The 15,800-nt window shown below is 68.4% G+C and carries 14 protein-coding genes; 9 read left to right on the plus strand and 5 right to left on the minus strand.

Annotated features, from left to right (window positions below; genetic code table 11):
* The first annotated feature begins 40 nt into the window (after positions 1 to 40).
* The 4 genes from IPG68_12660 to IPG68_12675 are packed head-to-tail and all read left to right on the plus strand — an operon-like array spanning position 41 to position 5,480.
* On the plus strand, positions 41 to 1,255 hold the full coding sequence (locus IPG68_12660) for a saccharopine dehydrogenase NADP-binding domain-containing protein (GenBank protein ID MBK6764062.1): 1,215 nt from the start codon (positions 41 to 43) through the stop codon (positions 1,253 to 1,255).
* On the plus strand, positions 1,252 to 2,595 hold the full coding sequence (gene gabT / locus IPG68_12665) for a 4-aminobutyrate--2-oxoglutarate transaminase (GenBank protein ID MBK6764063.1): 1,344 nt from the start codon (positions 1,252 to 1,254) through the stop codon (positions 2,593 to 2,595). The genes IPG68_12660 and gabT overlap by 4 nt, the downstream gene beginning before the upstream one ends.
* Positions 2,592 to 4,034: an aldehyde dehydrogenase family protein gene (locus IPG68_12670; protein ID MBK6764064.1), complete on the plus strand. Its 1,443-nt coding sequence runs from the start codon at positions 2,592 to 2,594 to the stop codon at positions 4,032 to 4,034. The genes gabT and IPG68_12670 overlap by 4 nt, the downstream gene beginning before the upstream one ends.
* Before the next feature lie 45 nt (positions 4,035 to 4,079).
* Positions 4,080 to 5,480, plus strand: a complete 1,401-nt coding sequence (locus IPG68_12675) for a DUF2252 domain-containing protein (GenBank protein ID MBK6764065.1) — start codon at positions 4,080 to 4,082, stop codon at positions 5,478 to 5,480.
* Here the strand turns inward: IPG68_12675 and IPG68_12680 are convergent.
* Positions 5,477 to 6,034 (minus strand): hypothetical protein, encoded by a 558-nt coding sequence (locus IPG68_12680; GenBank protein MBK6764066.1) that lies wholly within the window; start codon positions 6,032 to 6,034, stop codon positions 5,477 to 5,479. The two genes, IPG68_12675 and IPG68_12680, sit on opposite strands and share 4 nt — an antisense overlap.
* Positions 6,035 to 6,130: 96 nt before the next feature.
* Here IPG68_12680 and IPG68_12685 point away from each other — a divergent pair, with 96 nt between their 5' ends.
* Positions 6,131 to 6,487 carry a hypothetical protein gene (locus IPG68_12685; protein ID MBK6764067.1) on the plus strand — a complete coding sequence of 119 codons (357 nt, stop codon included), beginning with the start codon at positions 6,131 to 6,133 and terminating at the stop codon, positions 6,485 to 6,487.
* Between the two features lie 75 nt (positions 6,488 to 6,562).
* On the opposite strand, the gene IPG68_12690 is transcribed toward IPG68_12685, so the two are convergent.
* Both IPG68_12690 and IPG68_12695 read right to left on the minus strand, forming a co-directional pair.
* Positions 6,563 to 7,702, minus strand: a complete 1,140-nt coding sequence (locus IPG68_12690; protein MBK6764068.1) for a YcaQ family DNA glycosylase — start codon at positions 7,700 to 7,702, stop codon at positions 6,563 to 6,565.
* Between the two features lie 40 nt (positions 7,703 to 7,742).
* On the minus strand, positions 7,743 to 8,333 hold the full coding sequence (locus tag IPG68_12695; GenBank protein MBK6764069.1) for a DUF2202 domain-containing protein: 591 nt from the start codon (positions 8,331 to 8,333) through the stop codon (positions 7,743 to 7,745).
* 103 nt (positions 8,334 to 8,436) lie between these two features.
* On the opposite strand from IPG68_12695, the gene IPG68_12700 reads away from it, so the two are divergent.
* Positions 8,437 to 10,020: a transporter gene (locus IPG68_12700; GenBank protein MBK6764070.1), complete on the plus strand. Its 1,584-nt coding sequence runs from the start codon at positions 8,437 to 8,439 to the stop codon at positions 10,018 to 10,020.
* A gap of 383 nt (positions 10,021 to 10,403) precedes the next feature.
* On the opposite strand, the gene pntB is transcribed toward IPG68_12700, so the two are convergent.
* Together pntB and IPG68_12710 are read right to left on the minus strand one after the other, a co-directional pair.
* Complete coding sequence (pntB, locus tag IPG68_12705; protein MBK6764071.1) at positions 10,404 to 11,834, minus strand: Re/Si-specific NAD(P)(+) transhydrogenase subunit beta; 1,431 nt, start codon at positions 11,832 to 11,834, stop codon at positions 10,404 to 10,406.
* Positions 11,834 to 13,369 carry a Re/Si-specific NAD(P)(+) transhydrogenase subunit alpha gene (locus tag IPG68_12710; protein MBK6764072.1) on the minus strand — a complete coding sequence of 512 codons (1,536 nt, stop codon included), beginning with the start codon at positions 13,367 to 13,369 and terminating at the stop codon, positions 11,834 to 11,836. Before IPG68_12710 ends, pntB begins: the two co-directional genes overlap by 1 nt.
* A 205-nt stretch (positions 13,370 to 13,574) precedes the next feature.
* Between IPG68_12710 and upp the strand changes: the two genes are divergently transcribed.
* Genes upp through IPG68_12725 form a run of 3 tightly spaced genes read left to right on the plus strand, consistent with a single transcriptional unit; the run spans position 13,575 to position 15,789 of the window.
* Positions 13,575 to 14,213, plus strand: coding sequence for a uracil phosphoribosyltransferase (upp, locus tag IPG68_12715; protein MBK6764073.1), 639 nt, complete (start codon positions 13,575 to 13,577; stop codon positions 14,211 to 14,213).
* Between the two features lie 32 nt (positions 14,214 to 14,245).
* On the plus strand, positions 14,246 to 14,653 hold the full coding sequence (locus tag IPG68_12720; protein ID MBK6764074.1) for a nucleoside deaminase: 408 nt from the start codon (positions 14,246 to 14,248) through the stop codon (positions 14,651 to 14,653).
* The gene (locus IPG68_12725; protein MBK6764075.1) at positions 14,650 to 15,789 is read left to right on the plus strand and encodes an MFS transporter; all 1,140 of its coding nucleotides are present in this window, start codon (positions 14,650 to 14,652) and stop codon (positions 15,787 to 15,789) included. The genes IPG68_12720 and IPG68_12725 overlap by 4 nt, the downstream gene beginning before the upstream one ends.
* The last annotated feature ends 11 nt before the right edge of the window (positions 15,790 to 15,800 follow it).

Here is a 15,800-nt window from a genome sequence, read left to right on the forward strand (position 1 = left end):
GGATTGCGGGAATCGCTGCGAAAACCGTACCCTGGGGCCCATGCGCATCCTCATCATCGGCGCCGGCGGCGTCGGCTCGTCTGCGGCCCTCATCGCCGCGCGGCGTGGCTTCTACGAGCACGTCGTGATCGCCGATTACGACGGCCACCGAGCAACTGCGCTCGTGGCGCGCATCGGTGACCCCCGCTTCAGCGCTACCCAGATCGACGCCTCCGATGCCCAGGCGGTCGCCCAAGCCTGCCGTGAACACGCGATCACTCACGTGCTCAATGTCGTCGACCCGCGCTTCGTCATGAGCATCTTCGAAGGGGCTTTCCTGGCCGGGGCCGACTACTTGGACACGGCCATGAGCCTGTCCAGCAAGCATCCGGAGAAGCCCTACGAACTCACCGGGGTGAAGCTCGGCGACGACCAGTTCGCAATGGCCCAGGCGTGGGAGGCGAAGGATCGCCTCGCGCTGGTGGGCATCGGGGTGGAGCCCGGACTGGCGGACGTCTTCGCGCGTTACGCGGCCGACCACCTGTTCAGCGAGATCGATGAACTCGGCGTGCGCGACGCGTCCGACATCGTCGTGGACGGCTACGACTTCGCCCCCTCCTTCTCGATCTGGACGGTCATCGAGGAGTGCCTCAACCCGCCGGTGATCTGGGAGAAGGACAAGGGATGGTTCACCACCGAACCGTTCAGCGGCGCGGAGATCTTCGACTTCCCCGAGGGCATCGGTCCGGTGGAGTGCGTCAACGTCGAGCATGAGGAGGTCCTGCTCATGCCGCGGTGGGTGGACGCGAAGAAGGTGACCTTCAAGTTCGGCCTCGGCGACGAGTTCATCGAGGTGCTCAAGACCCTGCGCAAACTCGGCCTCGACCGCACCGAGAAGGTCAAGGTCCACCACCACGAGGTCAGCCCCCGCGATGTGGTTGCCGCGGTTCTTCCCGACCCGGCGACGCTCGGGGACCGGATGACCGGCAAGACCTGTGCCGGGCTGTTCGTCACCGGCACCGGAAAGGACGGCCAACCACGGGCCGTTTACCTGTACCACGTGTGCGACAACGAGTGGAGCATGAAGGAGTACGGCGCGCAGGCCGTCGTGTGGCAGACCGCGATGAACCCGGTGGTGGCACTGGAGCTGCTGTCCACGGGGGCATGGTCGGGTGCCGGCGTCCTGGGCCCGGAAGCAATGCCCAGTGAGCCGTTCCTGGAACTGCTCAAAGACGGCTATGGCCAGGAATGGAAGATGGAGGAACGCCCCGCATGACCGATGCATTCGGCCCCGACCTGCCCCAGAAGCGTGAGGTCGTCACGCAGATCCCCGGACCTAAGTCGCTGGCATTGGCGCAGCGGCGTAAGGCTGCCGTTTCTGCGGCCCTCGGTGCCGCCGTGCCCGTCTACGCCGACCGCGCCGGCGGAGGTGTGATCGTCGACGTCGATGGCAACTCCCTGATCGACCTGGGTGCTGGGATCGCCGTGGTCAACGTGGGCAACAGCGCCCCGAAGGTCGTCGCCGCCATGGACGAGCAGGCGCACAAACTGACCCACACGTGCTTCATGGTCGCCGGCTACGAGCCGTACATCGAGGTGTGCGAGCAGCTCAACCGGCTGACCCCGGGCGACCACGAGAAACACTCCGCGTTGTTCAACTCCGGGGCCGAGGCGGTCGAGAACGCGATCAAGGTTGCGCGTGCCTACACCGGCCGCAACTCCGTCGTCGCCGTCGAGCACGCCTACCACGGCCGCACGAACCTCACGATGGCGCTGACCGCGAAGAACATGCCGTACAAGCACAGCTTCGGACCGTTCGCCTCCGAGATCCACCGTGTGCCGACCTCGTACCCGCTGCGCGACGAACTCGATGGCCCGGCCGCCGCGCAGCGAGCGATCCTGCGCATCGAGTCCGAGGTGGGCGCGTCCAACCTCGCTGCGTTGATCATCGAGCCGATCCAGGGGGAGGGTGGCTTCATCGTCCCAGCGGAGGGCTTCCTGCCGGCATTGGCCGCGTGGTGCCAGGAGAACGGGGTGGTCTTCGTCGCCGACGAGATCCAGACCGGCTTCTGCCGCACCGGGGAATGGTTCGCCTGCGATCACGAGGGTGTCGTCCCGGACCTCATCACCACCGCCAAGGGCATCGCGGGCGGCATGCCGCTGGCCGCGGTGACCGGTCGCGCGCAGATCATGGACAGCGTCCATGTCGGCGGCCTGGGCGGCACCTACGGCGGCAACCCCGTCGCGTGCGCCGCGGCCATCGGTGCCATCGCAACCATGGCCGAGCAGGACCTGCCCCGCCGGGCCCGTGAGCTCGGGGCCATCATGATGGAGCGGTTGAACTCCTTGTCCGACAAGTTCGACATCATCGCCGAGGTCCGCGGCCGTGGGGCGATGATCGCCATCGAGTTCGCCGAGCCCGGCACCCTGGCGCCCCTGCCCGACCTGCCCAAGGCCCTGGCCGCCCGCTGCATCCAGGCGGGTGTGCTCATTCTGACCGCCGGTACATACGGCAACGTCATCCGCCTGCTGCCCCCGCTGGTGATCAGCGATGAGTTGCTGTCCGACGGTCTCGACGTCCTCGCCGACGCGCTGGCCGCCGAGGTGGGTGCATGAGTGAGGTGACGCCCTTCTGGGTGGCCGGCAAGCCCCGGGTCGGGAACGCCGTGCACGAGGTGCACAGCCCGTACGACGCAACGCTGGTCGGGCGTCATGCCGAACCGGCCGCCGAGGACGTCGACGAAGCGGTGCAGGCGGCCGTCGATGCCCAGCCCGCGGCGCTGGCCACCACCGCGGCCCAGCGCGCCGACGCGCTCATGCACGTCTCCAACCGCATCACCGAACGTGCCGAGGAGATCGCGCAACTCATCACCGCCGAGAACGGCAAGCCGCTGATGTGGTCACGGGTCGAGGTCACCCGCGGCGCCTCCACGTTCCGCTGGGCGGCCGAGGAGGCCCGCCGCTGGTCCGGGGAGATGCAGCGCCTGGACACTGATCCCACGTCCGCCGGGCGGATGGCCCTCATCCGCCGGTTCCCCAACGGTCCGGTGCTGGGGATCGCGCCCTTCAACTTCCCGCTGAACCTCGTGGCTCACAAGGTCGCCCCGGCGCTGGCGGTGGGGGCTCCGATCATCATCAAGCCCGCTCCGGCGACACCGCTGACCGCGCTGCTGCTCGGCGAGGTGCTGGCCGAGACGGACTTGCCCGCGGGTATGTGGTCGGTCCTGCCGCTGGCCAACGAGCAGACCGCCGCCCTGGTGTCCGACCCCCGGTTGCCGGTGGTGTCGTTCACCGGTTCGGAGACCGTCGGCTACCACATCCAGTCGGATCAGCCGACCAAGCACGTGGTGCTCGAACTCGGCGGGAATGCTGCGGCCGTCGTGCTGGCGGACTGGTCGAGCCCGGAGGACCTCGAGTGGGCGGCCACCCGGATCGCGACCTTCGGCAACTACCAGGCCGGGCAGTCCTGCGTCTCGGTGCAGCGGGTCCTGGTCGACGAATCGCTGTACGACCGGTTCATCCCGCTGCTGGTGGACAAGATGAACGCGCTGACGACCGGCGCTCCGACGCAGGAGGGGGTGCAGGTGGGCCCGGTCATCAATGAGGCGGCCGCCGAGCGCATCGCGTCCTGGATCGACGATGCCGTGGCCTCCGGCGCAACGCTGCTCGCCGGCGGGACCCGGGAGGGCACCACGATCGCCCCGACGCTGCTGGCCGACGCACCCCCGGAGGCCAGGGTCTCCTGTGAGGAGGTCTTCGGGCCGGTCATGACCGTGTCGCGCTTCGACGGCGTCGATGCGGCGCTGGCTGCGGTGAACGACTCGCGTTTCGGCTTGCAGGCGGGGATCTTCACCCGCGACTTGCAGGTCGCGTTCCGCGCGCACCGGGAACTGCTGGTGGGCGGGGTCGTGATCGGGGATGTGCCGTCGTTCCGCGCCGACCAGATGCCGTACGGGGGTGTGAAGGCTGCCGGGCTGGGGCGGGGGGGGCTGCGCGCAGCCATGACCGACCTCACCCACGACCGGGTCATGGTCCTCACCGGGCTGGACCTGTAGTCGTACAGGCTGCCACCGGCCGACCGGCGTGGCAGCCTGAGCATCATGACCGCCTCCCTGTCGGACCGCGCTGCGAGCGGCAAGGCCGCCCGCGCCCGCATCCCCCGTTCCAGCCATGCCATGTTCGAGCCCGCCACCGACCGGCCGGACCCGGTGACGCTGCTGGAATCGCAGGCCGCGACCCGGGTGCCGGAACTGGTGCCGATCCGCTACGGCCGGATGCTCGTCTCGCCCTTCACGTTCTTCCGGGGTGCGGCGCTGGTCATGGCCTCGGACCTTTCCCAGACGCCGGATTCCGGCCTGCGGGTGCAGGCCTGCGGGGATGCCCACCTGGCCAACTTCGGGGTGTTCGGCTCGCCCGAGCGCCGGCTGGTCTTCGACATCAACGACTTCGACGAGACCGCCCCGGGGCCCTGGGAGTGGGATGTCAAACGGCTGGTCACCAGTCTGGAGATCGCCGGACGGGCCAACGGACACGACGCCGACCAGCGGCGCCGGGTCGTGCTGGGTGCCACCGAGGCCTACCGCCTGGCGATGACGCGGTTCGCCCAGATGCGCAACCTGGACCTGTGGTACGCCCGGCTGGACTTCGAGGAGCAGTTCGAGCAGTTCCGCAGCACCCGTCCGGCGAAGGCCGTCAAACGCACCGAGAAGGCCATCGCCAAGGCCCGCACCCGCGATTCCATGCAGGCGTTGAGCAAGTTCACCGAGGTCGTCGACGGCCACCGCCGGATCATCCACCAGCCACCGCTGATCGCCCGTCTGCATGACCTCGCGACCACCCGGTTCGGTTTGTCCGCGGACGATGTCGAGCGGGAGATCCGCGACGTGATCAAGGGTTACCGCCGGACCTTGCCGACCGACCGCCGGCACCTGCTGGAGCAGTACGAGTACGTTGACGCCGCGCTGAAGGTCGTGGGCGTCGGCAGTGTGGGCACCCGCGCCTGGATCATGCTGATGCTGGGCCGCGACGACGACGACCCGTTGATCCTTCAGGCCAAAGAGGCTCAGGAGTCCGTTCTTGAGCGGTTCGTGGGGCGCAGTCGATTCCAGAACGCCGGTCAGCGGGTCGTTGCCGGTCAGAGGCTGATGCAGTCGGCCAGCGACATCTTTCTGGGCTGGCACCGCCTCACCGGCCCGGTCGACGGGCTGGTGCACGACTATTACGTACGGCAACTGCGGGACTGGAAGGGCTCGGCCGACGTCGACAACATCGACGCCTCCCGGTTGTTCATGTACGGGCGGATGTGCGCCTGGACGCTGGCCAAGGCCCACGCCCGGTCCGGGGACCGCATCGCCATCGCCGCGTACCTCGGTTCCGGCGAGGTCTTCGACAAGGCCATCGCAGCGTTCGCTGTGGCCTACGCGGAGCAGAACGAGCGGGACTACGCCGCGTTGCAGGCGGCCGCCGACAGCGGGCGGATCGAGGTGCTGTCGGGGCTCTAGAGGGTGGCGCAGACGGCGTCGCCCGACGTGCGGGTCACCGGTCCCAATGAGTTCACGGTGTCGAACGACGAGATGCCGATCTGGAAGGCGTCACCCTCGCGCGCCAGGCCGATGCTCCACCCGCCGCGGTTGCGGTCCTTGTACTCGGCGACCTGGGTGACCCACTTCGTGGCGCTGGAGAACTGCGGGTAGCGCACGAGCCAGGAGTCGCCGGTGGAGATCGCGACGGGGCCGCTGCCCGTGCGGCTCTCCCACTTGCCGTTGTCGCACAGTGTCACGGACTTCGGTTCGCCGTCCCCGCGGGTCCCGGTGAAGGTGTAGCCGGCCAGCGCCGTGCGGATGGTGGCGGCGTCCTTGCAGGTGCGGTGCTTGGTACGCAGGCGCTTGGCCTTGGCCTTCTGGCCCTTCTTTGCCGCCTTCTTGGCCTGCTTCTTCAACGGCGTACACGAGTCGGACGCCGCGGCGGTCGCCGGGCGGTCCTGAGCCACGGCTGGCGTGACTGCCGCCAACAGGCCCAGCAGGATCAGGGGCGGTGCGGTGCGGATCATGCGCATCTGGCCAGGCTAGGCGACCCTGCGCCAGGGGTCCAGGGGCGCATACCTATTCGTGACCGGAGGATACTGGGAGCACCTACTCGTTGGGGGGTAACCATGAGGAAAGTCGTAGCCCTTCTGGCCGCCGTGATGGCGGCGCTGGCACTGGCCGGCTGCAGTTCGGGTTCCGAACCACGCACCGATCCCTTCGTCGGCCAGTGGGAGTCCACAGGCGGCGAGCAGATCCAGATGACGGTGGATCCGCCGGCCGACGGCGTGTACACGGTTCGGATCGTCGGTGGCACGGTCGATCTGACCCTGGATGCCACGGAGACCGGGGACCAGGTCTACGAGGCGAAGCCGTCCACCACCGTGTGGACCTTCCGCATGGTCGATGACGATCTGCTCAACGCCACCGCTGCTCCGAAGGGTCAGGCGTCCGCGACCACGAGCTTCAAGCGCATCGGCGGCTGAGTCCGGTTCTCGCGGCAGGTTCTTCCGCCGCATCGGGAGCGATCGTCGTCTCTCCCGCCCGGGGGTCGGAGGGCGTCACCCCAGGGCCGCGGCCAGGTCACCCCTCGGCGCCACCGACACCCGGGTGAGCCCCAGCCATTCGGCCAGCCGCTGTAACTCAGAGCCGAGTGCAGCACCGGTGTGGCCAGGGGCGCCGGGTTCGGCCCACGCGCCTCGCACCAGCAACGTGCCCGTGGCCCGCTCCGCCTTGAGGTCCGTGCGGGCGACGAGCCGGCCGTCCAGCAAGAACGGCAGCGCGTAGTACCCGTACTGACGTTTCGGCTGCGGGGTGTAGATCTCCACCCGGTAGTGGAAACCGAACAGTCGGTGCACGCGCTGCCGGTCCCACAACAGGGGGTCGAAGGGCGCCAGCAGGGCCGTGCCTCGGTCCATGCGCGGAACGATGAGGTCTGAGTCGGCATACCCGGGCCGCCCATCCACCGAGACCTCCTTGATGGCCCCCGCGGCCAGCGCCTCGCGGATCCCCAGGTCGGTGATGGCCGGGGTTGCCCTGAAGTAGTCCCGGATAGTGCGCCGGTCTGCCACGCCACAGGCCCGCACCGAGCGGATGACCAGCTGCTGCGCCGCCCACGTGTCCTCCACCGCTGGTATGCCGCCGGGGATGTAGATGCGCTCGAACGCATTGTTGCGCCCCTTGGTCGACAGGTCGCCCGACCAGAACAGGGCCTCGCACGCGCCCTTGATCACCGACCAGTTCCAGCCCCACTCCGAGCGCTCCCGCGGATGGTCGGCCTCCAGCCGCCGCTCTATGTCGCGAGCTGTCCCCGGGGCGGCGCGGACTTCGGCCAGGACCTCCTCGAGCAGCCCAGGGAACTCCACGGCCACACGCCGGACCTTGCCCCACGCGTCGTCGTGCCATGCCCGCATCCGCCAGGCGAAAAGGGCCCGGTCCGGCACGGTCAGCAGGCTCGCTTCATGCGCCCAGTACTCGGTGGTCCCGGGGGAGGCGAACAAGCGGTCGACGGCGTGGCGCGGACAGTCCAGCCGGGAGAAGAACGGCAAGTAGTGAGCGCGAGCCAGCACGTTGACGCTGTCGATCTGCACGGCGCCGAGGTGACGCAGCAGGGCCAGCGGCGCCCCGCGGCCACGCCGATCCAGTCGCTGTGCGCGCACTGAGGCACGGCGGGCCTGGTCCAGCGTGAGGTGACGGGGCATCGTCGGCCAACCTACCGGTCGGCGACGCCCCGCACGACCCTCAGCGTGTGAACGCCACCAGGTGGCGCTGGCTGCCGCGCAACAGGTTGCTGTAGACCCGCGTCACGTTGCGTTGATCCGCTGCGGCGATGGCGTCCCTGAGATCCGCGATGTCCTGGCGCTCAATGGTCGCGCCGACGTCCATGGCCATCTGCAGGGTGGTCGCCTGCCCCAGCAGGTCCTGGTACAACTGCCGGGTCGCCGGGGTCGCGAACTCCCCCTCGGCCAGACCCGCTGTCGGGTCGGCCACGCCGTAGCGTGCCATCAGCTTGCGCAGGGCCGCCAGGTGCCGGGACTCGCTGTTCGCGATCCTCTCGAAGATCACCCCGCCGTAGCTCTCGTCGAGCGCGACGTACACGTCGTGGGCGAGCTTCTCCTCTTCGGCCATGGCCTGCAGAGTCGTCACGCCGGTGGTGCTCAGAGTGCCGGCCGAGGTGTTGCGGGTGCAGTCCGCAGCCCGCTTGTGAACCGCGGCCTTGCGGTGCTGCTGTCCCTTGCCCTGGTTGCCACCGGGGGCCGCCATGGCCGCGGTCGGGAATGTCGCGATGAGCGCTGCCGAGGCGACCGTTGCGGTGATGATGCGGGTTTTCATGATCCCTCCTAGTTGGGGTATCTCCTTTTTCGTGCTCGTGTGCAAGCCCTCGGTATGGCACAGGTAAGGCGCAGGTGTGAACCCGCGGAGTAATGTCGCGCCCGTGATCGTGGAGTTGCTCGTGGAGCACACAGTCCTGCTCTACTTCCTCTACATCGCCATCGGTGCGGCTCTTGGGCAGGTGCGCGTGCGTGGCGTGCTGATCGGGCCGGCCGCCGTGCTGTTCAGTGCGCTGGCGATCTCCGCGGTCGACGAACGACTGGCGCTGCCTGAGATCGTCGGTCAGATCGGCTTGGTGCTGTTCGCGTACTGCGTCGGGGTCAACAGCGGCCCGACGTTCTTCGACACCCTGCGTACCGGGGGCCGGGCGGTCCTGCTGGTGGCGGTGACGTTGCTGGTCGCAGCCGGCGTCGCCATCGGCGTGGGCATGCTGGCGGGGTTGTCCCCGGCGCTGACCGCCGGTGCGTTCACGGGCGCCTTGACCAACACACCGGCGCTGGCTGCCGCCACAGAACAACTGAACTCGCCGGAACCAACCGTTGGCTACTCGGTGACGTATGTGTTCGGTGTGATCGGAATGCTCCTAGCGGCTGCTTCGGCCCTGCGCGGGAAGACCGAGCCCAAGGCTTCCGCCGTCCCGGAGCCGGAGCCGGAACTGACTCTGGCCAGTGTCCGGGTCGAGGCGTTGGGCCTGCCCACGCTGCGGGCTCTCATGACCGAGTACGACAACCGGATCCGGTTCTCCCGTGTGCGGCACAACCGCGTGGTGAGCATCGCAACCGACGACTTCGCGCCGATCCCGGGCGACATCGTCTCCGTGATCGGTCCGCAGGATCTGGTGGACGAATTCGCCGCCCGCCTCGGGCACGTCTCCACGCTGCACCTGGAATTGGACCGGCGCGACCTGGACTTCCGGCGGATAGCGGTGTCCAGCGCCGACGTCGCCGGCCGCCCCCTGAAGGACCTTGAACTGCCGGACCGTTTCGGGGCCACGGCCACCCGGGTGCGGCGCGGAGACATCGACTTCCTGGCCACCGACGACTTCGTCATCCACGTGGGGGATCGGGTCCGGATCACCGCTCCGAAGACCCGCATGGGTGATGTGTCCCGCTTCTTCGGCGACAGCGAGCACAAGGCCAGTGCCCTGAACCCCGTCGGATTCATGCTGGGCATCGTCATCGGGCTGCTCATCGGACTGATCGCGGTCCCGCTGCCGGGCGGCGCGAAGTTGTCCTTGGGTATCGCTGGGGGGGCACTGGTCGCAGGTCTCGTGCTCGGCCGCTTGCAGCGCACGGGCCCCATTCTGTGGTCCGTCCCGTTCCCTACGGCGAACGCATTGGGCGAGTACGGCATGCTCGCGTTCCTCGCCTACGCCGGTTCGACCTCGGGGTCCAAGTTGGTCTCGGCGCTACAGACCGGACAAGGGCTGCCGCTCTTCCTTGTCGGGCTGGTCGTCACCACCACCGCGGCGGTGAGTTTGCGCTTCCTCGGCCCGCGCATCGGCGGGCTCAGCGGGCCGGTGCTCGCTGGAAGTATCGGTGGCGCGCAGACCCAGCCCGCGGTTCTGGCGTTCGCCAATGACCGCACCAAGTCCGACCCGCGGGTGAGCCTTGGTTATGCGCTGGTGTACCCGGTGGCCATGATCATCAAGGTGTTGTTGGCGCCGCTGATCGGGCTGGTGGGGTAGTTCGCCGCTCCCTGCTCGCCACAAGTGGGCGAATCCGCCCCCTGGTCGCCCACTTGTGGTCCCGATCGACGGGTGTATACCGGGCATTCGGGACTATTCCGGCCCACAAGTGGGCGAAACTGGCCGGAATGCCGCCTGTCGCGCCCAGTTGTGGTGTGGGTCCGGGCTACAGGGCCTTGATGGTGTCCTCGACCCGGTCCTTGGCGTCGGTGGGGTAGTTCGCCGCTCCCTGCTCGCCACAAGTGGGCGAATCCGCCCCTGGTCGCCCACTTGTGGTCCCGATCGACGGGTGTATACCGGGCATTCGGGACTATTCCGGCCTACAAGTGGGCGAAAGTGGCCCGAATGCCGCCTGTCGCGCCCAGTTGTGGTGTGGGCCCGGGCTACAGGGCCTTGATGATGTCCTCGACCCGGTCCTTGGCGTCGCCGAACAGCATCTGGGTGTTCTCCTTGAAGAACAGCGGGTTCTGCACACCGGCGTAGCCAGTGTTCATGGAGCGCTTGAAGCCGATGACGTTCTGCGCCTGCCACACTGCCAGCACCGGCATGCCGGCGATGGGGCTGTTCGGCTCGTCGATGGCTGCCGGGTTCACCGTGTCGTTGGCGCCGATCACCAGCACCACATCGGTGGCGGGGAAGTCCTCGTTGATCTCGTCCATCTCCAGAACGATGTCGTAGGGCACCTTTGCCTCGGCCAGCAGTACGTTCATGTGCCCGGGCAGGCGCCCGGCGACAGGGTGGATGCCGAAGCGCACGTCCACGCCCTTCTTGCGCAACTGGCTGGTCAGTTCGGCCACGGGGTACTGCGCCTGTGCCACCGCCATGCCGTAGCCCGGCGTGATGATCACCGAGTGCGCCTCGCTGAGCATTTCGGCGGCGCCCTCGGCCGTGATCTCGCGGTGTTCGCCGTAGTCCACATCGGAGGCCACCGTGCCGGTCTCCACGCCGAAACCACCGGCGATCACCGAGATGAACGAGCGGTTCATTGCACGGCACATGATGTAGGACAGGTACGCACCGGAGGATCCCACCAGGGCCCCGGTGATGATCAGCAGGTCGTTGTTCAGCAGGAAGCCGGCGGCGGCCGCGGCCCATCCGGAGTAGCTGTTCAGCATCGACACGACCACCGGCATGTCCCCGCCGCCGATGGACGAGACGAGGTGCCAGCCGAGGAACAGGGCCAGGATCGTCATGGCGCCCAGCAGTCCCTGCCGCAACACCATGTCGTCGCGCGGAACCATGATGTACGCGGCGGTCATCCCGAAGAACAGGATGATGATCCCGAGGTTCACAGCGTTGTGGGCGGGCAGCATCTTCGGCGCGGAGTTGATCCGGGCGGAGAGCTTGAGGAACGCCACGACGGAACCGGTAAGGGTCACCGCGCCGATGAAAACGCCGATGAACACCTCGGCGTCGTGGATGCCGGCGTACGGCACGTTCTCCTCGTAGGAGGAGTTCCAGCCGACGAGTACGGCAGCCAGACCCACGAAGCTGTGCAGCATCGCGATGAGTTCGGGCATGCCGGTCATCTCGACGCGGCGGGCCCGCCAGATGCCGATCACCGCACCGATGGCCATGGCCGCGGCGATCAGGCCCAGGCCCGTCAGTCCGCTACCGGCGCGGTCGTTGGCCTCGCCGACGCCCTGCACCCCCCACGTGGCGGCGATGATCGTCACCACCAGCGCGATGGCCATGCCGATGATGCCGTAGCGGTTGCCCATGCGGGCTGACTCGTGCTTGCTCAGGCCGGCCAGCGCGAGGATGAACAGCAGGGCGGCGACGATGTAGGAGCCCTGAACGAGTGTCAGCGTCATCAGACTGTGTCCTCACGCTTGAACATCTCGAGCATTCGGGCGGTGACGGTGAAGCCACCGAACACGTTGATGCTCGCCACGAGGATCGCGATGAAGGCCAGTACGGAGACCCACAGGTCGCTGTGGCCTATCTGCAGCAGAGCGCCCACGAGGATGATGCCGCTGATCGCGTTGGTCACCGACATCAGCGGGGTGTGCAATGCGTGGTGGACGTTGCCGATCACGTAGAACCCGATGACCACGGCCAGCGCGAACACCATGAAGTGACCAAGGAACGGCTCCGGCGACACCGAGGACAGCAGCAGGAACACCGCCGCCGCCCCGCCGATCCAGCCGAGCCGGGCGGTATCACTCATCTTCTTCTTCGGCGGTGCGGGTTCGGGTGCGGTGGTGGCAGCCGGTGCCGGTGCCGCGGAGACCTGCACAGGTGGCGGCGGCCAGAGCACGTCCCCGCGCTGTGTGACGGTCATGCCGCGCTGCACCACGTCGTCGAGGTCGAGCACGAACTCCCCGTCCTTGCCCGGGGTGGTGAGCTTGAGCAAGTTGACGAGGTTCGTGCCGAACAACTGGGAGGCCTGCGTCGGCAAGCGGCCGGGGAGATCGGTGTAACCGAGGATCGTGACCCCGTTGTCGGTGACGACGCGTTCGTCGGCCACCGAACCGGCGACGTTGCCGCCGTTGGCCGCCGCCATGTCGACCACGACGCTGCCGGGCTTCATCGTGGCCACCATCTCCTCGGTGAACAGGCGCGGCGCCGGCTTGCCGGGGATCAGGGCCGTGGTGATGACGATGTCCACGTCCTTGGCCTGCTCGGCGTAGAGTTCGGCGGCCTTGCGGTTGAAGTCCTCGCCCATCTCCTTGGCGTATCCGGTCGCGCTCGGGCCGGTGTCCTCCACGTCGATGCGCAGGAACTCCGCACCCATGGACTCCACCTGCTCCCCGACCTCGGAGCGGGCGTCGAAGGCACGCACGACCGCGCCGAGGCTGTTGGCCGTGCCGATCGCGGCCAGGCCCGCGACGCCGGCGCCGACGACGAGCACCTTCGCCGGTGGCACCTTGCCCGCGGCGGTGACCTGCCCGGTGAAGAACGAGCCGAACTCGTTGGCGGCCTCGATCACGGCCCGGTAACCACCGATGTTCGCCATGGAGGACAGCACGTCCAGCGACTGGGCCCGGGAGATGCGGGGCACCGCGTCCATCGCGAGCGCAGTGACGCCCTGGGCGGACAGGGCCTGGACGAGGTCGGGATCGAGCGCCGGGGAGAGCACACCGATGAGGATCTGGCCCTCCCGCAGGCGGCGCACCTCATCGGGGTTGGGCGCATTGACCTTCATGATGATGTCGGCGTCCCACGGGTCGTCGACCACCTCGGCGCCCGCTGCGCGGTACACCTCATCGTCGAACGACGCCCCGGCGCCGGCCCCCGTCTCGATGGCGACTGTGTATCCGAGCTTGTGTAGCTGCTCTACAGTCTTCGGCGTTGCAGCAACTCTGCGCTCGCCGGGTTTGGATTCTTTGGGGACACCGATACGCACGACTCGCCCTCCCTGTGGTCGCCGACCATTTCTGACGGTAGCGCGTGGGGGATCGGCGCGGGTGTGCGGGTTCGCGGAGTTCACCTAGGCCGATTCATCGGGGGGCTCGTGAAACGTCGTCGGGGCGGGCTGAAGGCCTCTCGTCGAACGCCGCGGTCCGCTCGTTCACCACGGTGGGCGCCCCGGCATGTGCCACGATGCGTCCATGCATACGATCGTTGCCGATCACCCCCTCATCGCCCAGAAGATCACCATGCTGCGCGACGGGGCCACGGACAGCCCCACGTTCCGGCGGCTGGCGGAGGAACTGGTCACGCTGCTGGCCTACGAGGCCACCCGCGGGATCCGGGTCGTGCCGATCGAAGTGAACACGCCGATGACCACGACCACGGGTGTCGCGCTGGCCACGCCGCCGCCGATCCTCATCCCGATCCTGCGGGCCGGTCTCGGGATGCTCGAAGGGATGGTGCGCCTGCTCCCGAGCGCCGAAGTCGGTTTCCTCGGGATGATCCGCGACGAGAAGACGCTGCAGGCCACGATCTACGCCGACCGCATGCCGGCGGACATGACCGGGCGGCAGGTCTACATCGTCGACCCGATGCTGGCCACCGGCGGCAGCCTTTCCGACGCACTGCACGTCGTCTGGGACAGGGGCGCCACTGACATCACGATCGTGACGCTGCTGGCGGCCCCGGAAGGCATCGAGCGCCTCGACAAGGAAACCTCCGGGATGCACGTGACGCTGGTGACCGCTGCCGTGGACGAGCGGCTCAACGAGCAGGGCTTCATCGTGCCGGGCCTCGGGGACGCCGGTGATCGCCTCTTCGGCATCGTGAGTTCGTGACTCCCGCCGCCGCTGTGGGCCTGGCCCTGGAGATGGCTACCAACCCCGGGCTGGAGATGCCGATCGCGGCTGTGGTGATCGGCCCTGACGACCAGGTCATCGGCCGCGGGGTCAACCGGCGAGAGGCGCACAGCGATCCCACAGCCCACGCGGAGATCCTCGCGCTGCGCGAGGCGGGAGCGGCGCTCGGTGACTGGCGGCTGACCGGGTGCACGCTGGCCGTGACCCTCGAACCCTGCACGATGTGCGCGGGAGCGACCGTCCTGGCCCGTGTCGACCGCCTGGTCTTCGGCGCCTTCGACAACCAAGCGGGCGCGGTCGGTGGCCTCTGGGACGTGGTGCGCGACCCGCGGCTCAACCACACCGTCGAGGTGGTGGGCGGTGTGCGCGAGCAGGAGTGTTCCGCGGTGCTGTCTGGCTTCTTCCGGGAGCGCCGGTGAACGTCCAGCGATTGGCTGTCAGCACCGCCTTCTTCTGCCAGGGCTTCGCGTTCGCGACGCTGATCACTCGCATCCCGGCCATCCAGGACCGTTTCGGGTTCTCCGAGGGCGGGTTGGCGATGATTCTGGCGGCCGTGCCGATCGTCGCCGGGGTGGGCAGCGTGGTGGCCGGTCTGCTCGCCGTGCGCTACCACAGCGCCGCTGTCCTGCGGGTCTGCGCGCTGATCGTGGCCGGCGGGCTCGTCACGGTCGGCGCCTCGACCACGGCGGGTTCGTTCCCGGGGTTGCTGTTCGCGCTGGCGCTGATGGGCTTCGGACTGGGCTCGGTGGACGCCACCATGAACATGCAGGGGATCGGGGTCCAGGCCGCCCTCGGGCGAAGCGTGATGGCCTCGTTCTACGCCTGGTGGAGCCTTGCCACGATCCTCGGCGCGCTGGCGGCCTCCGTTGCAGCCGCCACGTCCGTGTCGCTACTGGTGTTCTTCGGGGTGGTCGCCACCCTCCTGTTCCCGGTGGGCCTGTTCGCATCGACGCGATTCGTGCGCAACGAGGCCGCCGACGAGGCGGTTCCCGATCCGCTGGCTGCATCCGCCGCGGTGCCCTGGCGACCGCTGCTCATCTTCGGGGTTGCCGTCGTGGGCGCGTTCATCATCGACTCGTCGGTGTCCAACTGGTCGGCGCTTGACCTCACCGATGTGCTCGGGGCCACGGAGTCGGTGGCCGCTCTGGCCTATGCCGGGTACGCCCTCTTCATGCTGATCGGGCGCGTCTTCGCCGACCGCATCGTGGGCCGCCGAGGCGCCCAGTGGCTCATCACGGCGGGCGGGCTGGTGGCCGCGGCCGGACTGCTGGTGGTGGCCCTGGCGCCCACCCCGCTGATCGCTATCGCCGGCTTCTCGGTTGTCGGCCTGGGCATCAGCCCGGTCCTCCCGCTGGCCTTCGTGGCCGCGTCCCACCACGACCCGGGGAACACCGGGATCGCTGTGGCGCGGGTCAACGTCGGCAACTACATAGGTTTCGTCATCGGCGCGCCACTGGTGGGCCTGATCGGCGAGTTCTCCTCATTGCAGGTGGGCTTCGCGGTGCTGATCCTGGTCGCGCTGGGGATCTCCGTCACCGCTCGTTCGTTCGACTGATACCGGTTGCG

The sequence above is a fragment of the Micrococcales bacterium genome (genome assembly GCA_016703125.1).
Classification (GTDB): domain Bacteria; phylum Actinomycetota; class Actinomycetes; order S36-B12; family UBA10799; genus JADKAV01.